At 72.9% G+C, this 17,628-nt stretch carries 19 protein-coding genes; 8 read left to right on the forward strand and 11 right to left on the reverse strand.

All coding sequences use genetic code 11. The annotated features are described in order from the left end of the window. Nucleotides 1-242: 242 nt before the first annotated feature. Nucleotides 243-497, reverse strand: a complete 255-nt coding sequence (locus ACT7CP_RS04785; protein ID WP_445443569.1) for an acyl-CoA carboxylase subunit epsilon — start codon at nucleotides 495-497, stop codon at nucleotides 243-245. Further along, nucleotides 494-2,065 carry an acyl-CoA carboxylase subunit beta gene (locus tag ACT7CP_RS04790; RefSeq protein ID WP_413964104.1) on the reverse strand — a complete coding sequence of 524 codons (1,572 nt, stop codon included), beginning with the start codon at nucleotides 2,063-2,065 and terminating at the stop codon, nucleotides 494-496. Before ACT7CP_RS04790 ends, ACT7CP_RS04785 begins: the two co-directional genes overlap by 4 nt. 149 nt (nucleotides 2,066-2,214) lie before the next feature. Between ACT7CP_RS04790 and ACT7CP_RS04795 the strand changes: the two genes are divergently transcribed. Both ACT7CP_RS04795 and ACT7CP_RS04800 read left to right on the forward strand, forming a co-directional pair. Beyond that, a complete protein-coding gene (locus tag ACT7CP_RS04795) occupies nucleotides 2,215-2,997 on the forward strand; it encodes a biotin--[acetyl-CoA-carboxylase] ligase (RefSeq protein ID WP_445443570.1) in 783 nt (260 codons plus the stop codon). Between the two features lie 3 nt (nucleotides 2,998-3,000). Further along, on the forward strand, nucleotides 3,001-3,783 hold the full coding sequence (locus tag ACT7CP_RS04800) for a PH domain-containing protein (protein WP_445443571.1): 783 nt from the start codon (nucleotides 3,001-3,003) through the stop codon (nucleotides 3,781-3,783). A 49-nt stretch (nucleotides 3,784-3,832) separates the two neighbouring features. Here ACT7CP_RS04800 and ACT7CP_RS04805 read toward each other — a convergent pair whose 3' ends face one another. Continuing rightward, nucleotides 3,833-4,351, reverse strand: coding sequence for a GtrA family protein (locus ACT7CP_RS04805; protein WP_445443572.1), 519 nt, complete (start codon nucleotides 4,349-4,351; stop codon nucleotides 3,833-3,835). A gap of 146 nt (nucleotides 4,352-4,497) precedes the next feature. On the opposite strand from ACT7CP_RS04805, the gene ACT7CP_RS04810 reads away from it, so the two are divergent. From ACT7CP_RS04810 to ACT7CP_RS04820, 3 genes are all read left to right on the forward strand, one after another. Then, nucleotides 4,498-5,625 (forward strand): 5-(carboxyamino)imidazole ribonucleotide synthase, encoded by a 1,128-nt coding sequence (locus ACT7CP_RS04810; protein WP_445443573.1) that lies wholly within the window; start codon nucleotides 4,498-4,500, stop codon nucleotides 5,623-5,625. 81 nt (nucleotides 5,626-5,706) lie between these two features. Further along, nucleotides 5,707-6,231 carry a 5-(carboxyamino)imidazole ribonucleotide mutase gene (gene purE, locus ACT7CP_RS04815; RefSeq protein ID WP_445443574.1) on the forward strand — a complete coding sequence of 175 codons (525 nt, stop codon included), beginning with the start codon at nucleotides 5,707-5,709 and terminating at the stop codon, nucleotides 6,229-6,231. After that, entirely contained in the window at nucleotides 6,228-7,577 is a 1,350-nt protein-coding gene (locus ACT7CP_RS04820; RefSeq protein WP_445443575.1) for an LCP family protein, read from the forward strand. The genes purE and ACT7CP_RS04820 overlap by 4 nt, the downstream gene beginning before the upstream one ends. A 24-nt stretch (nucleotides 7,578-7,601) precedes the next feature. On the opposite strand, the gene ACT7CP_RS04825 is transcribed toward ACT7CP_RS04820, so the two are convergent. The 5 genes from ACT7CP_RS04825 to rfbB all read right to left on the reverse strand — a co-directional run bounded on the left by ACT7CP_RS04825 (nucleotide 7,602) and on the right by rfbB (nucleotide 12,368). Further along, nucleotides 7,602-8,741 (reverse strand): glycosyltransferase family 4 protein, encoded by a 1,140-nt coding sequence (locus ACT7CP_RS04825; RefSeq protein WP_445443576.1) that lies wholly within the window; start codon nucleotides 8,739-8,741, stop codon nucleotides 7,602-7,604. Nucleotides 8,742-8,832: 91 nt separating this feature from the next. Continuing rightward, nucleotides 8,833-9,579: an ABC transporter ATP-binding protein gene (locus ACT7CP_RS04830; protein WP_307502805.1), complete on the reverse strand. Its 747-nt coding sequence runs from the start codon at nucleotides 9,577-9,579 to the stop codon at nucleotides 8,833-8,835. After that, nucleotides 9,563-10,432 carry an ABC transporter permease gene (locus ACT7CP_RS04835; protein WP_445443577.1) on the reverse strand — a complete coding sequence of 290 codons (870 nt, stop codon included), beginning with the start codon at nucleotides 10,430-10,432 and terminating at the stop codon, nucleotides 9,563-9,565. Before ACT7CP_RS04835 ends, ACT7CP_RS04830 begins: the two co-directional genes overlap by 17 nt. A gap of 95 nt (nucleotides 10,433-10,527) precedes the next feature. Then, nucleotides 10,528-11,382 carry a dTDP-4-dehydrorhamnose reductase gene (rfbD, locus tag ACT7CP_RS04840; protein WP_445443578.1) on the reverse strand — a complete coding sequence of 285 codons (855 nt, stop codon included), beginning with the start codon at nucleotides 11,380-11,382 and terminating at the stop codon, nucleotides 10,528-10,530. Further along, nucleotides 11,379-12,368: a dTDP-glucose 4,6-dehydratase gene (gene rfbB / locus ACT7CP_RS04845; protein ID WP_445443579.1), complete on the reverse strand. Its 990-nt coding sequence runs from the start codon at nucleotides 12,366-12,368 to the stop codon at nucleotides 11,379-11,381. Before rfbB ends, rfbD begins: the two co-directional genes overlap by 4 nt. Nucleotides 12,369-12,548: 180 nt before the next feature. On the opposite strand from rfbB, the gene ACT7CP_RS04850 reads away from it, so the two are divergent. From ACT7CP_RS04850 to rfbA, 3 genes are read left to right on the forward strand one after another with little or no spacing between them, the layout of a single operon-like run. Next, a complete protein-coding gene (locus tag ACT7CP_RS04850) occupies nucleotides 12,549-13,001 on the forward strand; it encodes a GtrA family protein (protein ID WP_445443580.1) in 453 nt (150 codons plus the stop codon). A 25-nt stretch (nucleotides 13,002-13,026) separates the two neighbouring features. Beyond that, the gene (locus ACT7CP_RS04855) at nucleotides 13,027-13,632 is read left to right on the forward strand and encodes a dTDP-4-dehydrorhamnose 3,5-epimerase family protein (protein WP_413963870.1); all 606 of its coding nucleotides are present in this window, start codon (nucleotides 13,027-13,029) and stop codon (nucleotides 13,630-13,632) included. A 3-nt stretch (nucleotides 13,633-13,635) separates the two neighbouring features. Then, entirely contained in the window at nucleotides 13,636-14,499 is an 864-nt protein-coding gene (gene rfbA / locus ACT7CP_RS04860) for a glucose-1-phosphate thymidylyltransferase RfbA (RefSeq protein ID WP_413963871.1), read from the forward strand. A gap of 23 nt (nucleotides 14,500-14,522) precedes the next feature. On the opposite strand, the gene ACT7CP_RS04865 is transcribed toward rfbA, so the two are convergent. The 3 genes from ACT7CP_RS04865 to ACT7CP_RS04875 are packed head-to-tail and all read right to left on the reverse strand — an operon-like array spanning nucleotide 14,523 to nucleotide 17,379. Then, nucleotides 14,523-15,500, reverse strand: coding sequence for an NAD-dependent epimerase/dehydratase family protein (locus ACT7CP_RS04865; RefSeq protein ID WP_445443581.1), 978 nt, complete (start codon nucleotides 15,498-15,500; stop codon nucleotides 14,523-14,525). Beyond that, the gene (locus tag ACT7CP_RS04870; protein ID WP_445443582.1) at nucleotides 15,497-16,528 is read right to left on the reverse strand and encodes a glycosyltransferase; all 1,032 of its coding nucleotides are present in this window, start codon (nucleotides 16,526-16,528) and stop codon (nucleotides 15,497-15,499) included. The genes ACT7CP_RS04865 and ACT7CP_RS04870 overlap by 4 nt, the downstream gene beginning before the upstream one ends. Next, nucleotides 16,525-17,379: a glycosyltransferase family 2 protein gene (locus ACT7CP_RS04875; RefSeq protein WP_413963874.1), complete on the reverse strand. Its 855-nt coding sequence runs from the start codon at nucleotides 17,377-17,379 to the stop codon at nucleotides 16,525-16,527. The genes ACT7CP_RS04870 and ACT7CP_RS04875 overlap by 4 nt, the downstream gene beginning before the upstream one ends. Nucleotides 17,380-17,628 lie beyond the last annotated feature (249 nt).

The following is a 17,628-nucleotide window of genomic DNA, read 5'->3' on the forward strand; positions in this document are numbered from 1 at the left end:
GCGGGGCCGGTGCCTGCACCGTCCGCCCCGCGCCTCTCCGGTCATCCCGGTGACCCGAGCACCAGGATGATCCGCCCCCCGGCGTCGTCTGCTCACCACAGTTGGACGACGCCGTGTTGACTGACCCGCGATGCGGGCCCCCCAGCAGGACGAGTCTCACGGACCAGGACGGGCTGGCCAAGTCGTCATTTGGGAGGACACAGGCTGTGGCGAATGCGGTCCCTCACGCCGCGCGCGGAGGGTCAGGCCGAGAAGCCGCGCCAGCGTCCGGGCCCCGGCACGAGCGTGCCGCGCACGGCCCGCTGGGAGCGCTGCCACGCGTCCGGAGCGCGGCGCACGGACCGCTCGACGCCGGGCCGGGCCGCCAGGGCGGCGATGACGGCGGTGACCGCCGCCAGCTCCTCCTCGGTGGGGGCGCCGCCGAGCACGCGGATGCCGGGGACCGCGGCGGCCCCGGAGCCGCTGCCGTCGCCGGGGGTCGCCTGCGCGTCGCTCACAGCGGGATGTTCCCGTGCTTCTTCGGCGGCAGGCTGGCGCGCTTGGTGCGCAGCGCCCGCAGCGCCTTGACGACCGACGCGCGCGTGGCGGCCGGCTGGATCACGTTGTCGAGCTCGCCGCGCTCCGCCGCGAGGAACGGGCTCGCCACGTTGTACGTGTACTCGTTCGCGAGCCGCGTGCGCACGGCCGCGACGTCCTCGCCCGCGGCCTCGGCGCGCTTGATCTCGCCGCGGTAGAGGATGTTGACGGCGCCCTGGCCGCCCATCACCGCGATCTCGGCCGTCGGCCACGCGAGGTTGATGTCGGCGCCCAGCTGCTTCGAGCCCATGACGATGTACGCGCCGCCGTAGGCCTTGCGTGTGATGACGGTGACGAGCGGCACGGTCGCCTCGGCGTACGCGTAGAGCAGCTTCGCGCCGCGGCGGATGACGCCCGTCCACTCCTGGTCGGTGCCGGGCAGGTAGCCGGGCACGTCGACGAGCGTGAGGATCGGGATGGAGAACGCGTCGCAGAACCGCACGAACCGGCTGGCCTTCTCGCCCGCCTCGATGTTGAGCGTGCCGGCCATCGCGTTCGGCTGGTTCGCGACGATGCCGACCGAGCGGCCCTCGACGCGCGCAAAGCCCACGATGATGTTCGGCGCGAACAGCGGCTGCGTCTCGAGGAACTCGCCGTCGTCGACGATGAGCTCGATGATCGTCTTCATGTCGTACGGCTGGTTCGGGCTGTCCGGGATGATCGTGTCGAGCCGCAGGTCCTGCGCGGTGATCTCGAGGTCGGCCGTGCGCGGGAACTCCGGCAGCTCGGCGAGGTTGTTGTCCGGCAGGAAGCCGAGGAGCGTGCGCGCGTAGTCGAGCGCGTCGTCCTCGTCGCTCGCGAGGTAGTGCGAGACGCCCGAGACCCGGTTGTGCGTGAGCGCGCCGCCGAGCTCCTCGAAGCCGACCTCCTCGCCCGTCACGGTCTTGATGACGTCGGGGCCGGTGACGAACATGTGGCTGGTCTTGTCGACCATGATCACGAAGTCGGTGAGCGCGGGGGAGTACACGGCGCCGCCGGCAGCCGGGCCCATGATGAGCGAGATCTGCGGGATGACGCCCGACGCGCGCGTGTTGAGGCGGAAGATCTCGCCGTACTTGCCGAGCGCGACCACGCCCTCCTGGATGCGGGCGCCGCCCGAGTCGAGGATGCCGATGATGGGGACGCCCGTCTTGATGGCGAGCTCCATGACCTTGATGATCTTCTCGCCCGCGACCTCGCCGAGCGAGCCGCCGAAGATCGTGAAGTCCTGCGAGTACACGGCCACCTGGCGGCCGTTGACGGTGCCCGTGCCGGTGACGACGGAGTCGCCGTAGGGCCGCTTCGCGTCCATGCCGAAGGCGTGCGTGCGGTGGCGGACGAACTCGTCGAGCTCCACGAAGGACCCGTGGTCGAGCAGCTGGTCGATGCGCTCGCGGGCGGTCATCTTGCCCCGCGCGTGCTGCTTCTCGATGGCGGCCTCGCCGCTCGCGGTGACGGCCTCGTGGTAGCGCCTCTTCAGGTCGGCGAGCTTCCCGGCGGTCGTGTACATGTCCGGGGCGCCGGCGTCCTCGTCTGGCTCGTGTGCAGTCACCCGCCTCACTGTACCGGCGGCCATGGGCGCCGCCGTTGTGGACCACGCACAGAAGAGGGGGCGTCCCGGGTGCCATGTCCTCCTGATCCGCTCGGTACGGTGACGGCATGGACCTCCCGCTCAGCCGCCTCGCAGGCCCGCGCCTCGTCGCCCTGGACACCGTCGGCTCGACCAACGACGAGCTGGCGCGGCGGGCGTCCGCGGACCCCGCCGCCTGGCCCGACGGGTCGGTCCTGCTGACCCTCGACCAGACCGCGGGGCGCGGGCGTCGGGGCCGCACGTGGATCGCGCCGCCCGGACGGACGCTCGCGGTGAGCGTGCTGTGCGCACCCGGCCGCGCGGATCTCGACCCCGGCTGGCTGCCGCTCATCGCGGGGCTCGCGCTCGTCGCGACCCTGCGGGAGGTCGTGCCCGCGCCCGCCGAGGTCACGCTCAAGTGGCCGAACGACGTGCACGTCGACGGGCGGAAGGCGTCGGGGATCCTCGGCGAGCTCGTCGCGCCCGGCCGGCTCGTCGTGGGGACGGGGCTCAACCTCACGCTCGAGGAGGCGGAGCTGCCCACGGCGACGTCCACGTCGCTGCGGCTGGCGGGCGTGGCGGATCCGGACGTGGACGCGATCCTCGCCGCCTACCTGGCCGCGTTCCGCTCCCGCTACCGCGCGTGGGTCGACGCCGACGGCGACGCCCGGGCGGCCGGCCTCGTCGACGAGCTGCGGCGCACCTGCGCGACCATCGGGCGCGACGTGCGCGTCGAGCTGCCGGGCGGCGGCGAGCTCCTCGGCCGGGCGACGGGGGTGGACGACGACGGGCGGCTCACCGTGGAGTCCGCCGGGGATCCGGCCGTGACGTCTGTCGCCGCCGGGGACGTGACGCATCTGCGGTATCAATGAGGCATGGCGCACACGGGTGACACGCAGCGGTACGCACCCGGCGAAGGCGGACGGGCGCTCCCCGTCCGCGGCGGACGCCGGGCCCGTCGCCGGGCCGAGAAGGAGGAGCGCCGCCGCGTCGCCGAGGACGAGGCGGGCCGCCTCACGTCGTCGCACGACGTGGATCCGCGCCTCGGCCGTCCGGCCGCCCCGCCCGCCGCGCCCCCGCAGCAGATCGCGACCGCCGACCCCGAGCGCGTCCTCGTGCGCCTCCGCCCGCACGGCCGCGCCCTGACCCTCCCGGTGCTGCTCCTGATCGCGACCTGCCTCACGGCCGGCTACTTCGGCGCCTGGTTCCCCGAGCCCTGGGAGAACGCGCTCCTGCTGGTGGCGCTCGCGGGCGTCACGGTCTTCGTCACGCTGCTGCCCGTGCTCGTCTGGCTGAACCGCCGCTACACGGTGACCACCCGCCGGCTCATCGTCTCGCACGGCTTCTTCGTGCGCACCCGCCAGGAGCTGCTGCACTCGCGCGGCTACGACGTCACCCTCCGCCGCGGGCCCCTGCAGCACCTGCACCGGAGCGGGCACGTGACCATCAACGCGGGGCTCGAGTCGCCCGTGGTCCTCCGCGACGTGCCGTCGGCCGTGCTCGTCGTGCAGGCGCTGCAGGACCTCATGGAGGAGAACGCGAACATGGTGGCCGAGCGCCGCCGCCAGGAGGAGTCGCGGCGCGGGCGCCCGGGGGACGCCGCGTGGCGGCAGCCCGACGTGTGGCCGGACGACACCCAGCCCTGGCAGCGCGGCTGACCCGGCGGCGCGCGGTGCCGCCGTCCGTCGCGTCCAGCTCGCGCGGGCGTCAGGAGGCGGGGACGCGCTCCCGGTCGGACACAGGCTCCTGCTCCGCGGACGCGGACGCGGACGGAGCCGCGTGCCGCCGGGCCGGGGAGTAGACCCACTGGCGGTAGAGCACGAAGCGCACCGCGGATCCGAGCCCGAGCCCGATGACGTTGGCCGAGACGTTGTCCGCGAGCGGCGAGGTGAGGCCGAGCACGTAATGCGACACATAGAGGCACGCCAGGCCGATGACCATGCCGAGGAGGCTCACGGCGAGGAACTCGAGCGCCTCCCGGCCGCGGCGCGTGGTGCGCTGGTCGCCGAAGGTCCAGTAGCGGTTGCCCACCCAGTTGACGGCGATGGCCGCGACGGTCGACGCCACCTTGGCGAGCAGCGGCCCCGCCTCGAGGGCGTCGGGGTGCAGCACGGTCGCGCGCAGGAGGTTGAAGACGCCGAGGTCCACGAGGAACCCGAGGCCGCCGACGAGGCCGAAGCGGGCGACCTGCACGCCGAGCGACGCCAGGGAGCGGCGTGGGGACATGGGCGGGGTCCGTCCGGGATGGGGGAGGATGGCGGGTGGCGCGACGGCCCACGATACCGGCTGACACCGGTCGTCACCGGTCGCCGGCCGACGCGCCGCCGCCCGCAGGCGCCTGCGGGCCCACCCACCTGGAGGAAGAGGACACCATGACGCCCACCGTCGGAGTCGTCGGAGGCGGCCAGCTCGCCCGGATGATGATCGCCCCCGCCGTGGAGCTCGGCATCGGGATCCGCGTGCTCGCGGAGGCGGACGGCATGTCCGCGGGGCTCGCCGCCACCGCCGTCGGGGACTACCGCGACCTCGACGTCGTCCGCGCCTTCGCGCGCGAGGTCGACGTCATCACCTTCGACCACGAGCACGTCCCCCAGCACGTCCTGCGCGCGCTCGTCGCCGAGGGCGTCGCCGTGCACCCGGGGCCCGACGCCCTGCTGGTCGCGCAGGACAAGCTCCTCATGCGCGAGCGCCTCGAGGCGCTCGGCGTGCCGGTGCCCGTCTGGGCGCGCGTCGCCGACCGGGACGCGCTCGCCGCGTTCCTCGCCGACAACGGCGGCGTCGCGGTCGTGAAGACGCCCCGCGGCGGCTACGACGGCAAGGGCGTGCGGGTCGTCCGATCCGCGGACGACGCCGACGACTGGTTCCAGGGGCTCGGCGCGGGCGACGCGCTGCTCGCCGAGGAGCTCGTCGACTACGCGCGCGAGCTCGCGCAGTCCGTCGCGCGGCGCCCCTCGGGGGAGATCGCGACGTGGCCCGTCGTGGAGTCCATCCAGCGCGACGGGGTGTGCGCCGAGGTCATCGCGCCCGCGCACGGCGCCAGCCCGCGCCTGCGTGAGGCGGCCGAGGAGATGGCCCGCGGGATCGCGGAGGGGCTCGGCGTCACGGGCGTGCTCGCGGTCGAGCTGTTCGAGACCGTCGACGGCCGCCTGCTCGTGAACGAGCTGGCCATGCGCCCGCACAACACGGGCCACTGGTCGATGGACGGCGCCGTCACGGGCCAGTTCGAGCAGCACCTGCGGGCCGTGCTCGACCTGCCCCTCGGATCCACCCGCCCGCTCGCGCCGTGGTCGGTCATGATCAACGTCCTCGGCGGGCCGGAGGAGGGCACCCTCGCCGACCGGTACCCGAGGGCGTTCGCCGACCAGCCCGAGGCGCGCTTCCACCTCTACGGCAAGGACCCGCGCCCGGGTCGCAAGGTCGGGCACGTCACCGTGGTCGGCGACGACCTCGACGAGACCGCCTACCGGGCGCGCGCGGCCGCCGCGTTCTTCCGGGGCTGACCCGCGTCCGCGCGTCGGCGGCAGGTCGCGCGCGGGCTGCGTGGCGCGGCGGGGCCGGGCACCCGCAGCGCGGCACCTAGCATGGAGCCCGTGAATCCCGACACCCCTGCACTGGTCGGCCTCGTCATGGGCTCCGACTCCGACTGGAACGTGATGGAGAAGGCCGCCGACGCGCTCGACGCCCTCGGCATCGCCCACGAGGTCGAGGTGCTCTCCGCGCACCGCACGCCCGAGCGGATGATCGCCTACGGGCAGTCCGCGCGCGAGCGGGGCATCCGCGTCATCATCGCGGGAGCCGGCGGCGCCGCGCACCTGCCCGGCATGATCGCCTCCGTCACGACCCTCCCCGTCATCGGCGTGCCCGTGCCGCTGAGGACGCTCGATGGCCTCGACTCCCTGCTCTCGATCGTGCAGATGCCCGCCGGCGTGCCCGTCGCGACCGTGTCCATCGGCGGCGCGGAGAACGCGGGACTCCTCGCCGCGCGGATCCTCTCCACCTCCGACGAGCGCATCGCCGACGCCCTCGCGCGCCACCGCGCCGAGCTGGCCGAGCTCGTGGAGCGCAAGAACGTCGCGCTGCAGCAGAAGGTCACGTCGCGCGCGTGAGCCTCACCCAGCCCATCCGGCACCCCGACAGCCGGTCGCCGCGCATCATGACCACGCGCGCCTGGTGGCTCGTCGTGCTGAACGTCCTCATCCCCGGATCCGCGCAGGTCCTCGCGGGGAACCGCCGCCTCGGCCGCGTGGGCCTCGCCTCCACGCTCGTCGTGTGGGGCCTCGCCGTCGTGATCGGGGGCCTCGCGCTCTTCGCCCGCGGCGCCCTGATCCAGCTGGTGTCGCAGGAGTGGCTGCTCGTCCTGCTGCAGGCGGCGCTCGCCGCGTACGCCGTGCTCTGGGTCGTGCTCGCGCTCGACACCCTGCGGCTCGCGCGCATCATCCGCGTCGCGCCGCGGGCCCGCCCGGTCATCGCGGCGCTGTCGGTGCTGCTGATGGTGGGCACCGCGGGATCCGCGGGGTACGCGGCCTACATCGTGGGCGTCGGCCGCGGCGCCCTCGGCGGGATCTTCGGCGACTACGCCAGCGAGGCGCCCGTCGACGGCCGCTACAACATCATGCTGCTCGGCGGCGACGCGGGAACCGACCGGGCGGGACTCCGCCCCGACAGCATCACCGTCGTGAGCATCGACGCGGACACCGGCCGCGCCACCATGGTCGGCCTCCCGCGCGACATGGAGAAGGTGCCGTTCTCCGACGGGTCGCCGCTGCAGGAGCGCTACCCGAAGGGCTACCAGCGCTGCGACGTGGATGCGTGCATGCTCAACTCCATCTACACGGAGGTCGAGGTCTACAAGCAGGACCTCTACCCCGACGCGAAGGAGAAGGGGAGCCTGCCCGGCATCGAGGCGATGCGCGAGGCCGTCGAGGGCGTCACGGGCCTCACCATCCAGTACTACGCGCTCATCGACATGGAGGGCTTCTCGGAGATGGTCGACGCGCTCGGCGGCATCGACGTCGACGTGAAGCGCCGCATCGGCATGGGCTCGGGGCACGACGAGTGGTTCAACCCGGTGCCGATCCCCGAGTGGATCGAGCCCGGCCAGCAGAAGCTCGACGGGTACCACGCGCTCTGGTACGCGCGATCCCGCTACCAGACCACGGACTACGACCGCATGGCGCGCCAGCGCGAGGTGCAGCAGGCCGTGGTGCAGCAGTTCGACCCGGCGAACGTCCTCACGAAGTTCGACGCGATCGCCGAGGCCGGCACGCAGGTCGTGAAGACGGACATCCCGCGCGGCATGCTCGGCTACTTCACGCAGCTCGCCCTGAAGACGAAGGACCAGCCGATCGACGACCTGGAGATCGTGCCGCCGCGGTTCGACTCGCAGAAGCCGGACTTCCCGGCGATCCGCGAGGCGATCCAGCAGCAGTTCGCCGAGGGCTCCCCGGGCTGAGCCGCGGTCCCTCGGACCCGGCCCCTAGAGGTCGGCGTGCAGCTGCCAGACCTTCTCGGCGGAGTCGCGCCAGCTGAAGGCGCGGGCGCGGTCCTGGCCGACGACGGACAGGCGCTCGCGCGCCGCCGTGTCCGACAGCAGGCCGCCGATGGCGTGCGCGAGGCGCTCGGGGTACCCGTCGGGGTCCTCGCGCGGCACGACGACGCCCGCGTCGGCCGCCACCTCGAGGAGGGCCGGGGCGTCGGAGTGGACGACGGGCGTGCCGAACGACAGCGCCTCGACGACCGGCAGGCCGAAGCCCTCCGAGAGGCTGGGGTGCACGAAGACGGTGGCGCGGTCGAGGGCGACCGCCAGGTCGCCGTCCGACAGGGACCCGAGGCTGCGGACGCGCGACGGGTCGACGCCCGCCTCGTCCGCCACCTGCGCCAGCTCGACGTCGCCCCACGTGGCGGGGCCGACGATGAGGAGCGGCAGGTCGCCGGTCTCGGGCCGGGCGAGCGCCTGCACGAGCGCCTGCACGCCCTTGCGCGGCTCGAGGCTGCCCACCGTGAGCAGGTAGTCGGCCGGCAGGTCGAGCTCGGCGGCGCGGGCGGCGGGATCCGCGGGCAGCGCGATCCGCGGGCTGACGGCCCCGCCGATCACGCGCACGCGGTCGCCGAGGTCGACGTAGCGGGCGAGCTCCTCGGCCAGCGCGTGCGACGGCACGACCACGGCGTCGGCGTGCTTGCGGGCGCGCTTGGCCATGGCCTTCGTCCAGGAGACGGACGCGCTGGTCATGCTCTCCGGGTGCGTCCACGCGTTGACGTCGTGGATGGTCGCGACGATCTGGTCGTGCGTGTTGACGCGGTCGTGGCGGCGCAGCGGAGCGAGGAGGCCCGGCGCGTGCACCATGCCCGTCGTGCCGGGCGTCGGCAGGCCCAGCTGCCACGCGCGCGACAGCTCGCGGCGGGGGAGCGGCACGCGCGTGATCCGGGCCAGGCCGGGGAGGCGCTCCTCCAGGTCGGCCGTCTGCTCGGGGGTGACCGCGGAGACCACGCCCTCGACCTCGCAGCCGCTCGGGGTGGCGGCGACGATGGCGCTCGTCAGGTCCTCGGCGTAGCGGCCCATGCCGCCGGGCGTCGGGCCGGTCAGCTGGTCGATGATCACGCGCAGCGTGGTGGTCACGGTCCTCCATCGCGCGGGTGTCGGGTCGGCCCGCGGGAGGACCATCGTACCGGCGAGCGTGCGCGGGAGGCGGGAGGAGCGCCCGGCGGGGTCAGCCCTGGCGCATCCGCTCGACCGCGTCCTTCGAGGGCCCGTCGAACGCGACCCGGCCCGACTGGATGAGGATCCCGCGCTCGCAGAGGTCCGACACCATGTCGAGGTCGTGGCTGACGACGACGAGCGTCTTGCCCTGGTCGTGGAGCTCGCGGATCTTCGCGAGGCACTTCCGTTGGAAGGGCTCGTCTCCGACGGAGAGGATCTCGTCCACCAGCAGGATGTCGACCTCGGTGTGGATGGCGACCGAGAACGCGAGACGCAGGAACATGCCCGAGGAGTAGTGCTTCACCTCGGTGTCGATGAACTTCTCGATCTCGCTGAACGCCACGATCTGGTCGAAGCGCGCGTCGATCTCGTGCTGCTCCATGCCGAGGATCGCGGCGTTGAGGTAGATGTTCTCGCGGCCCGAGAGATCGGGGTGGAAGCCCGCGCCCACCTCGATGAGGCCCGCGATGCGGCCGCGGGCGAGCACCTCGCCGCTGTCGGGCTGGTAGACGCCCGAGATGAGCTTCAGGAGCGTGGACTTGCCGGATCCGTTGAAGCCGAGGAGCGCCACCGACTCGCCGGGGCGGACGGAGAAGCTCACGTCCTCCAGCGCGTCGAACGTGCTGGCGAGCGGCTTCCGGCGGACGGCCGCGATGACCGTCTCCTTGATGGAGTGCGTGTGGCGGAGGAGGAACGACTTGCGCACGTTCTCCACGATGATGCGCGGGAGCGCGTCCGACTCAGAGGTCCTGGGCAAAGCGCCCCTCCAGCTTCTTGAAGACGAGCTGCCCGAGCAGGAGGCTCAGGAGCGAGACGCCGAGGGCGATGAACCCGTACATCCAGAGGTTCGGCGGCAGCTCGCCCGTGCCGTCCGTGGTCGGGTACCAGAAGGCGGCGTGGAAGAGCTCGACCGCCGCCGTCACGGGGTTGAGCTGGTAGACCACGAGCAGCCAGTCGGGCAGCACGTCGCGCACCTGCGCGAAGGGGTAGAGGACGGGCGACGCCCACACCACGACCATGACGATCAGCTCGACGAAGTTCTGCGAGTCGCGGAACGACACGTTGGCGGCGCCGAACAGCATGCCGAGGCCGATGGCCAGCGTGCCGATGATGGCGACGCCGAGCAGGATCCCGAGCACCTGCACCGGGGTCGGCGCCCAGCCCACGAAGAGGCAGACGACGAGCAGGATCACCAGCTGCGGCAGGAAGTTCACGAGCGCCACGAAGGTGCTGGAGACGGGGAAGAGCTCCCGCGGCAGGTAGATCTTCTTGATGAGCGCGCCGTTGTCCACCAGGGACTTCGTGGAGTTGGAGAACGCCTCCGTGTAGAAGTTGATGAGGATGATGCCCGAGAACAGGTAGATCGGGTAGTTGACCTGGTTCTGGTTGAGACGCAGGAACACGCCCATCGCCACGAAGAACACCGCGAACTGCGCCGCGGGCTTGACGTAGGACCAGAGCCAGCCGAGCACCGACCCGCGGTACCGGACCTGCACCTCCTTGCGCACGAGCAGGGAGAGGAGGTACCGGCGGCGGTAGACGTCCAGCAGTCCCGCGCCCGTGCCGGGCCTCGAGAACTCCCGGGACTCGGAACTCGTCATGCTCGACACTTCGGTGGTGCCCTTCGGACTGCGTGGGGCTCGCGCGGGGCGCGGAGCGGAGGCGGCGGAGGCGTCCGGGATCGGACCGGACACGAGTGTAGCCGTCAGCGTGCCCGGAGGACGCCGTGCCCGCCGGCGGCCGCCAGCGCCTCGCGCCAGTCGCGCAGCGGCGCCAGGCCGACGCGCGCCCACCCGTCGTGCCCGAGGACGGAGTACGCGGGGCGGGGTGCGGGGCGCACGAAGGACGCGCTGTCGGTCGGCAGCACGCGCTCGGGATCCAGCCCCGCCTCCTGGAAGACGGCGTGCGCGAGGCCGTGCCACGTGGTCTCTCCCGAGCCCGTGCCGTGGAACACGCCGGCGGGCGCGCCCTGCTCGACGAGCTCCGCGATGCGGGCCGCGAGGTCGACCGTCCAGGTCGGCTGGCCGCGCTGGTCGTCGACCACCGAGACCGTCGCGTGCGATGCCGCGAGCCGCAGCATCGTCGCGGGGAAGGAGGGGCCGCCCGCGCCGTACAGCCAGGCGGTGCGGACGACGCTCGCGCCCTCCGGGTGGCCGTCGAGCACGAGCCGCTCGCCCTCGGCCTTGGTGCGGCCGTAGGCGGAGACGGGCGCGTGGGGCGCGTCCTCCGGGTAGGGGGAGGTGGCGGATCCGTCGAAGACGTAGTCGGTGGAGATATGCACGATGCGGGCGCCCGCCTCGGCCGCGGCGCGCGCGAGGACGCCGGCGCCCGTCGCGTTGATCGCCCGCGCCTCGTCCTCGTGCTCCTCGGCCGCGTCCACCGCGGTGTAGGCGGCGAGGTTGACGACGACGTCGTGCCCGGCGACCGCCGCGCGGACCGCCGCCTCGTCGGTGATGTCGAGCTCGGCGCGCGCGGGCGCGGTCACGTCGTGTGCGGCGAGCGCGGGCAGGAGGTCCTGCCCGAGCATGCCCCGGCCGCCGGTGACGAGGATTCGGCTCACGCGGGGAGCTCGGCGCGCTGCTTCAGGGGCTCCCACCAGGAGCGGTTGTCGCGGTACCACTGCACGACGTCGGCGAGGCCCTGCTCGAACGGCACCTGCGGCGCGTAGCCGAGCTCCCGCTGGATCTTGGAGATGTCGACGGAGTAGCGGAGGTCGTGGCCCTTGCGGTCCTCGACCCGGTCGACGTACGACCAGTCGCGGCCGGTCGCGTCGAGCAGCAGCTGCGTGAGCTCGCGGTTGGTGAGCTCGGTGCCGCCGCCGATGTTGTAGATCTCGCCGGGCGCGCCCTGCACGAGCACGAGCGCGATGCCGCGGCAGTGGTCGTCGACGTGCAGCCAGTCGCGGATGTTGAGGCCCTCGCCGTACAGCGGCACGTGCTTGTCGTCGATGAGGTTCGTGACGAACAGCGGGATGACCTTCTCGGGGAAGTGGTACGGCCCGTAGTTGTTCGAGCAGCGCGTGATCGACACGTTGAGCCCGTGCGTGCGGTGGTACGAGCGGGCGAGCAGGTCGCTGCCGGCCTTGGAGGCGGAGTAGGGGGAGTTGGGCTCGAGCGGCCGCGACTCATCCCACGAGCCCTCGGCGATGGATCCGTAGACCTCGTCCGTGGAGACGTGCACGAAGCGCTTGAGGTCGTGGCGCAGGGCGGCGTCGAGGAGCTTCTGCGTGCCGAGCACGTTGGTCTCGACGAAGATGCTCGCGTCGCGGACCGAGCGGTCGACGTGGCTCTCGGCGGCGAAGTGCACGACCGCGTCCACCTGGGGGACCCACTCGTCGAGCACGGCGTCGTCGCGGATGTCGCCCTGGACGAACGTGTACCGCGGCGAGTCGCTGACGGAGGCCAGGTTCTCGAGGTTGCCGGAGTAGGTGAGCGCGTCGAGCACGACGACGTCGGCGCCCTCGAGCCCGGCGTAGTCGTCGGAGAGCGCGTGGCGCACGAAGTTCGAGCCGATGAAGCCGGCGCCGCCGGTCACGAGGATCCTCATGGGGTGTGTCCTGTCGTCGAGACGCCGGGCGGGTGGGCCGACGTCGGGGGAGAGTCCGCGCTGATCGGGGGGCGGACCGCCTGCGAGTGTACCGGCGACGGCCCGGCGGGCCACGTCCCCGTGCGGGGGAGGCGCGGGTCGCCGGGCGGACGTCCGGGCGCGAGGCGGCAGGATGCGTGCATGGCCGCCTCCCGCATCCGCGCGCTCCTTCGCGACGAGCGCGTGGCGTTCCTCCTCGTCGGCGGCTTCAACACCGCCTTCGCGTTCCTCCTCTTCGCGGGGCTCGCGGCCACGGCCGGCGCGGCGCTCGACGCGGCGGGCCAGCCCGTGCTCGGATCCCTCGTGCCGCTCGCCGGGAGCTACGCGGTCGCCGTGCTCGTGGCATTCGTCCTCTACCGCCACCTCGTGTTCCGGGTGCGGGGACACGTGCTGCGCGACCTCGCGCGCTTCGTCTCCGTCTACGTCGTCTCCATCTCGCTCAACGCCGTCTCGCTGCCGCTGCTCGTCGCGGTCGGCGTCCCGCGCCTCGTCGCGCAGGCGCTCATCGTGGTGGCGATCACGCTCATCAGCTACGTCGGGCACCGTTGGTTCTCCTTCCGGCGTGCGCGGGGCGGCGGCGGCCCCGGCCGCTGATCGGCCCGTTGCTAGACTCCGACCCGTGCAGATCCGAGAGCTCGCCGTGCCCGACGGCTACGAGATCACCCCCGTCCAGCGCACCGACGACCGGGGCGTGTTCCTCGAGTGGTACCGGTTCGACGAGCTCGAGCGCGTCGTGGGCCATCCGCTCGACCTGCGTCAGGCGAACATGAGCGTGTCGAAGCGCGGCGTCGTGCGCGGCATCCACTTCGCCGACGTGCCGCGCGGCCAGGCCAAGTACGTGAAGGCCGTCTCCGGCGCCGTGCTCGACTTCGTCGTCGACATCCGCGTGGGATCCCCGACCTTCGGCCAGTGGGACAGCGTGCGGCTCGACACCGACACCCACAGGGCCGTCTACATCTCGGAGGGCCTCGGCCACTGCTTCGTCGCGCTGACCGACGACGCCGCCGTGACCTACCTCGTGAGCGACGTCTACAACCCCTCCGCCGAGCACGGCATCACGCCGCTCGACCCCGACCTCGACCTCCGCTTCCCGGAGGAGGCGGGCGAGGCGCTGCTCTCCCCGAAGGACCTCGAGGCCCCCACGCTCGCGGAGGCGGCGGCCGCCGGTCTCCTCCCCACCTGGTCGGACATGCGCGCCTTCCACGACTCGCAGAAGGTGAGCTGACCCATGAAGGGCATCATCCTGGCCGGCGGCTCCGGCACCCGGCTCTGGCCGATCACGAAGGGCATCAGCAAGCAGCTGATGCCGATCTACGACAAGCCGATGATCTACTACCCCCTGTCGACGCTGATGATGGCGGACATCCGCGAGGTGCTCATCATCACGACACCCGAGTACAACGACCAGTTCCGGGCCCTGCTCGGCGACGGCTCGCACCTCGGCATGCGCATCGAGTACGCCGTGCAGCCCTCGCCCGACGGCCTCGCGCAGGCGTTCGTCATCGGCGAGGAGTTCATCGGCGACGACTCGGTGGCCCTCGTCCTCGGCGACAACATCTTCCACGGGGCCGGCCTCGGCACGAGCCTGCGGAAGAACACCGAGATCGACGGCGCGCTGATCTTCGCGTACCACGTGGCCGATCCGACGGCCTACGGCGTCGTCGAGTTCGACGACGACTTCACGGCCGTCTCCATCGAGGAGAAGCCCGCGCAGCCGAAGAGCGCGTACGCCGTCCCCGGCCTCTACTTCTTCGACAACGACGTGGTGGAGATCGCCAAGGGCATCCAGCCGAGCGAGCGCGGGGAGCTCGAGATCACGGCGGTCAACGACCACTACCTCCAGGCCGGCCGCCTCCGCGTGCAGGTCCTCGACCGCGGCACCGCGTGGCTCGACACGGGCACGTTCGAGAGCATGATGCAGGCGTCCGAGTACGTGAAGGTCATCGAGGACCGCCAGGGCTTCAAGATCGGCTGCATCGAGGAGATCGCGTACCGCGCCGGCTGGATCGACCGCGACGCCCTCGAGGCGCTCGCCCGTCCCCTCATCAAGAGCGGCTACGGCCGCTACCTCGTCACGCTGCTCGACGCGTAGCGTCCCGGCGAGCTCACCCCGCGTCAGCGCGGGGTGAGCTCGCCGGACTGCATGCCGGCGATGAGCGCCTGCGCGGTGATGTGGATCCCCGCGGGCAGCGGCATCGTGTCCCGCGCGTCGAGGTCCGGCCAGACGACGCTCTCGAGGCGCAGGTCCACCGCCTGGTAGCCCGCGAGCGGCGACAGCCCGAGCATGACGTGGGGGCGCGCCTTGCCGAGCGCGGTGAAGTGCCCGAGCAGCGCGCTGATCGTGACCGGCTGCCCGGACGCCAGGATCTTCGTGACGTGCGTCCTCGCGGGCAGCCCCAGCAGCCGCGCGGTCGCGTCGCGGACGAGCCGCGCGCAGTCGTCGGCGTAGAGGTAGTCGCGCACCGTCTCGAGCGGCACGTAGATGGACGCCGGCGTGGGGGAGAGGTTCGCGCGCGCGAGCTGCGTGATGAGGCCCTGCGGCTTGCCGACGGCCTGGCCCGGCCCGTACAGGTTCGCGATGCGGCCGACGAGGGTGCTGACCCCGGCGCGCTCGCCGAACGCCCGCACGAGGGCCTCGGCGCGGAGCTTCGCCTCGCCGTACGGCGCGAGGGGGCGGGGCTCCGTCGCCTCCGTGAACGGCGGACGCGCGGCGCCCGCGTACACGCCGCCCGCGGACGACGAGTAGAACAGCGCGCCGCCCGGCGCGGGGGCGGCCGTCGCGGCGCCGGCGATCTCATCGAGCACCGCATCCAGCTGCCGGAGCTCGTGCTCCAGCTGCTCCCGGGTGCTGCCCGTGACGGCGGCGCCCGCGCACCACATGACGGCCCAGGCGCCGGCGGCGCGACCGGCCTCGAGGAGCCGCTCGGCCCCGGTCCGCGCGGCTCGGCGCATCACGCGCTCGTCCGGGGTCGACCAGGGGAGCGGTTCCATCGCGACGGGCGCCCAGCGCGGATCGGCCGTCAGCGCGTCGACGAGCGAGGCGCCGAGGAGCCCCCGGGCGCCGATGACCCAGACGGGGACGGGCGCGGTCACACGTGCCCGCGCGGCGGTCGGCCGTGCGGTCCGTCGAGGGGGTCGCGCACGATCAGGTAGGCGGGACGGCCCTGGGCCATGCCCACCGCGACGCCCACGTACTCCGCGATGATCCCCAGCGAGAACAGGATGATGCCGCTCGACGCGAGGATCGTGACGATGGTCGACGCCCAGCCCGCCGGCACCGAGTTGTCGGTGAGGCGGCTGACGACGATGACGATGACGAACACCAGCGCGACCGCGAGGAAGAGCACCCCGAGGACGCTCACGGCCCGGAGGCCGCGGGTGCCGCTGGAGAGCACCATGCGCCAGAAGTGCGAGAAGAGGCGGCGCGACGAGTAGCCGGACTGCCGCTCGCCCTCGTCGCGCAGCGTGATGGGGCAGGTGGACACGCGGTTGGCGACCCAGCCGAGCGCGATGTCGAGGTACACGCCGGAGCCCGCGTAGGCGGCGACGCTGCGGCCGACGGATCCGAGCATCAGCCGGTAGCTCTGGAACTGCTCGGCGTCCTGGTCGGACGACATGGCGTTCAGCACCACCTTGGCGCCGCGGGAGGCGACGTTCCGCAGGAACCCGTGCGACGGCGAGTTCGTGGGCTTCGCGTAGACCACGGACGCCAGGTCGCGCATCGCGACGTCGAGCATGTCGGGGATGAAGCCGGGATCGTGCTGCCCGTCCTCGTCGAGCGTGACGATCCAGTCGCCGCCGGAGGACGCCATGCCCGCGAGCGTGGCCGCGTGCTGCCCGAAGTTGCGGCTCAGCCAGATGGGCCGGACGAAGGGGTGGAGGCGCTTCAGCTCGCGGATGACGCGGGGGGATCCGTCGCGCCCGTTGTCGAACACGAGGAGGACCTCGGTGACGGCGTAGCTGTGGCCGTCGCGCGAGATCTGCGGCTGCGTGAAGGGCTCGATCTCCGCGAGCAGGGCCTCGAGCGTCAGCTCGCCCTGGTAGACGGGGATGACGACGGAGACGGAGTGGTCGGGCGGCAGCACGGGGTCGGTCGCTCCCTGCTGCTCGAGGGCGCTCACGCGGCGCTCCCGGCCGCACGCGACATGCGTCGGCCGAGGTAGAGGTACACGAGCCGGCGCGAGAGGGCCTTGGCGCGGGCCATCAGGTCGCCGAGCAGGACGTCGGCCCGGGACACGACGTGCGGGTGGTCCTCGAGGACCCAGTGGTGGAAGCCCGCGGCAGCGCTCGCCTGCTCGCCGGCGAGGCGGACGCTCCACTGGGAGTCGGAGATCCGGAAGCCCGCGAGGGCCGTGGGCCCGACGGACGCGAAGTCGCCGCGGAGCAGCACCTTGGCGTACGTGGTCTCGTCGATGAGGTACGGCCAGCGGGAGTCCCACCAGCCCACCGCCTCGAGGTCGGCCCGGCGCATGAGCACGCAGCCCGGCTCGCCGAAGATGTTGGTGCCCGAGCGGATGGTGCGGCGGACGGCCGCGGCCCCGGACATGGCGAGGCGGGCGCCGGAGACGCCGTGGTCGCGCACGACCGGTCGGCTGTCGGCGTCGACGATGTCCCGCGGGGAGGCGACGAGCACGACGGAGGGCGACGCGTCCAGCTCGGCCACCTGGCGCTCCAGGATCGTGGGGTAGAGGAGGTCGTCGCCGCAGACGAGCTTGATCAGCTCGCCGCGCGCCTCCTGGCTCACCCGGTTCCAGTTGCGGAGGGCCCCGCCGCCCGCCTCGGTGCGGAGCAGGCGGACGCGCGGGTCGTCGGCGTAGCGCTGCATGACGGCCCACGTGCCGTCGGTGGAGGAGTGGTCCGCGATCACGACCTCGAAGTCGGAGTACGTCTGCGCCAGCACGGAGTCGACCGTCTCCTGGAGGTAGTCGGCGTTGTTGTATGCGGGGATGACGATCGAGACGCGTGGGGCCACGTGGCTCTCCTTCGGCGAGGCAGGAGGGGACGCGCCCGGGTCGCTGCCCACCCGTGCACGTCATCGTGCGACGTGCGACGGAGACCGTGGGCGACCGCGGTGCGCGTGCGGACGGGGGCCATCCTCTCACGGCGTCCGCCCGCGACCGGGAGGCTGCGACGGGCACCCGGGAGCGGGTCACGGGGCGCGGAGGACCCAGGCGTTAGGGTGAGTCCCGCCCGCGCCGACCCAGCCGGTCCGGGCGGCACT

Source organism: Clavibacter rahimiani (assembly GCF_052654495.1).

Coding starts and splice junctions, on each gene's coding strand:
- purE (WP_445443574.1), top strand. CDS start 5,707: ATGGAGCCCGTGAATCCCGACACCCCTGCACTGGTCGGCCTCGTCATG.
- rfbB (WP_445443579.1), bottom strand. CDS start 12,368: ATGAGGATCCTCGTGACCGGCGGCGCCGGCTTCATCGGCTCGAACTTC.
- ACT7CP_RS04790 (WP_413964104.1), bottom strand. CDS start 2,065: ATGTACACGACCGCCGGGAAGCTCGCCGACCTGAAGAGGCGCTACCAC.
- ACT7CP_RS04805 (WP_445443572.1), bottom strand. CDS start 4,351: ATGTCCCCACGCCGCTCCCTGGCGTCGCTCGGCGTGCAGGTCGCCCGC.
- ACT7CP_RS04850 (WP_445443580.1), top strand. CDS start 12,549: ATGGCCGCCTCCCGCATCCGCGCGCTCCTTCGCGACGAGCGCGTGGCG.
- ACT7CP_RS04810 (WP_445443573.1), top strand. CDS start 4,498: ATGACGCCCACCGTCGGAGTCGTCGGAGGCGGCCAGCTCGCCCGGATG.
- rfbA (WP_413963871.1), top strand. CDS start 13,636: ATGAAGGGCATCATCCTGGCCGGCGGCTCCGGCACCCGGCTCTGGCCG.
- ACT7CP_RS04800 (WP_445443571.1), top strand. CDS start 3,001: ATGGCGCACACGGGTGACACGCAGCGGTACGCACCCGGCGAAGGCGGA.
- ACT7CP_RS04795 (WP_445443570.1), top strand. CDS start 2,215: ATGGACCTCCCGCTCAGCCGCCTCGCAGGCCCGCGCCTCGTCGCCCTG.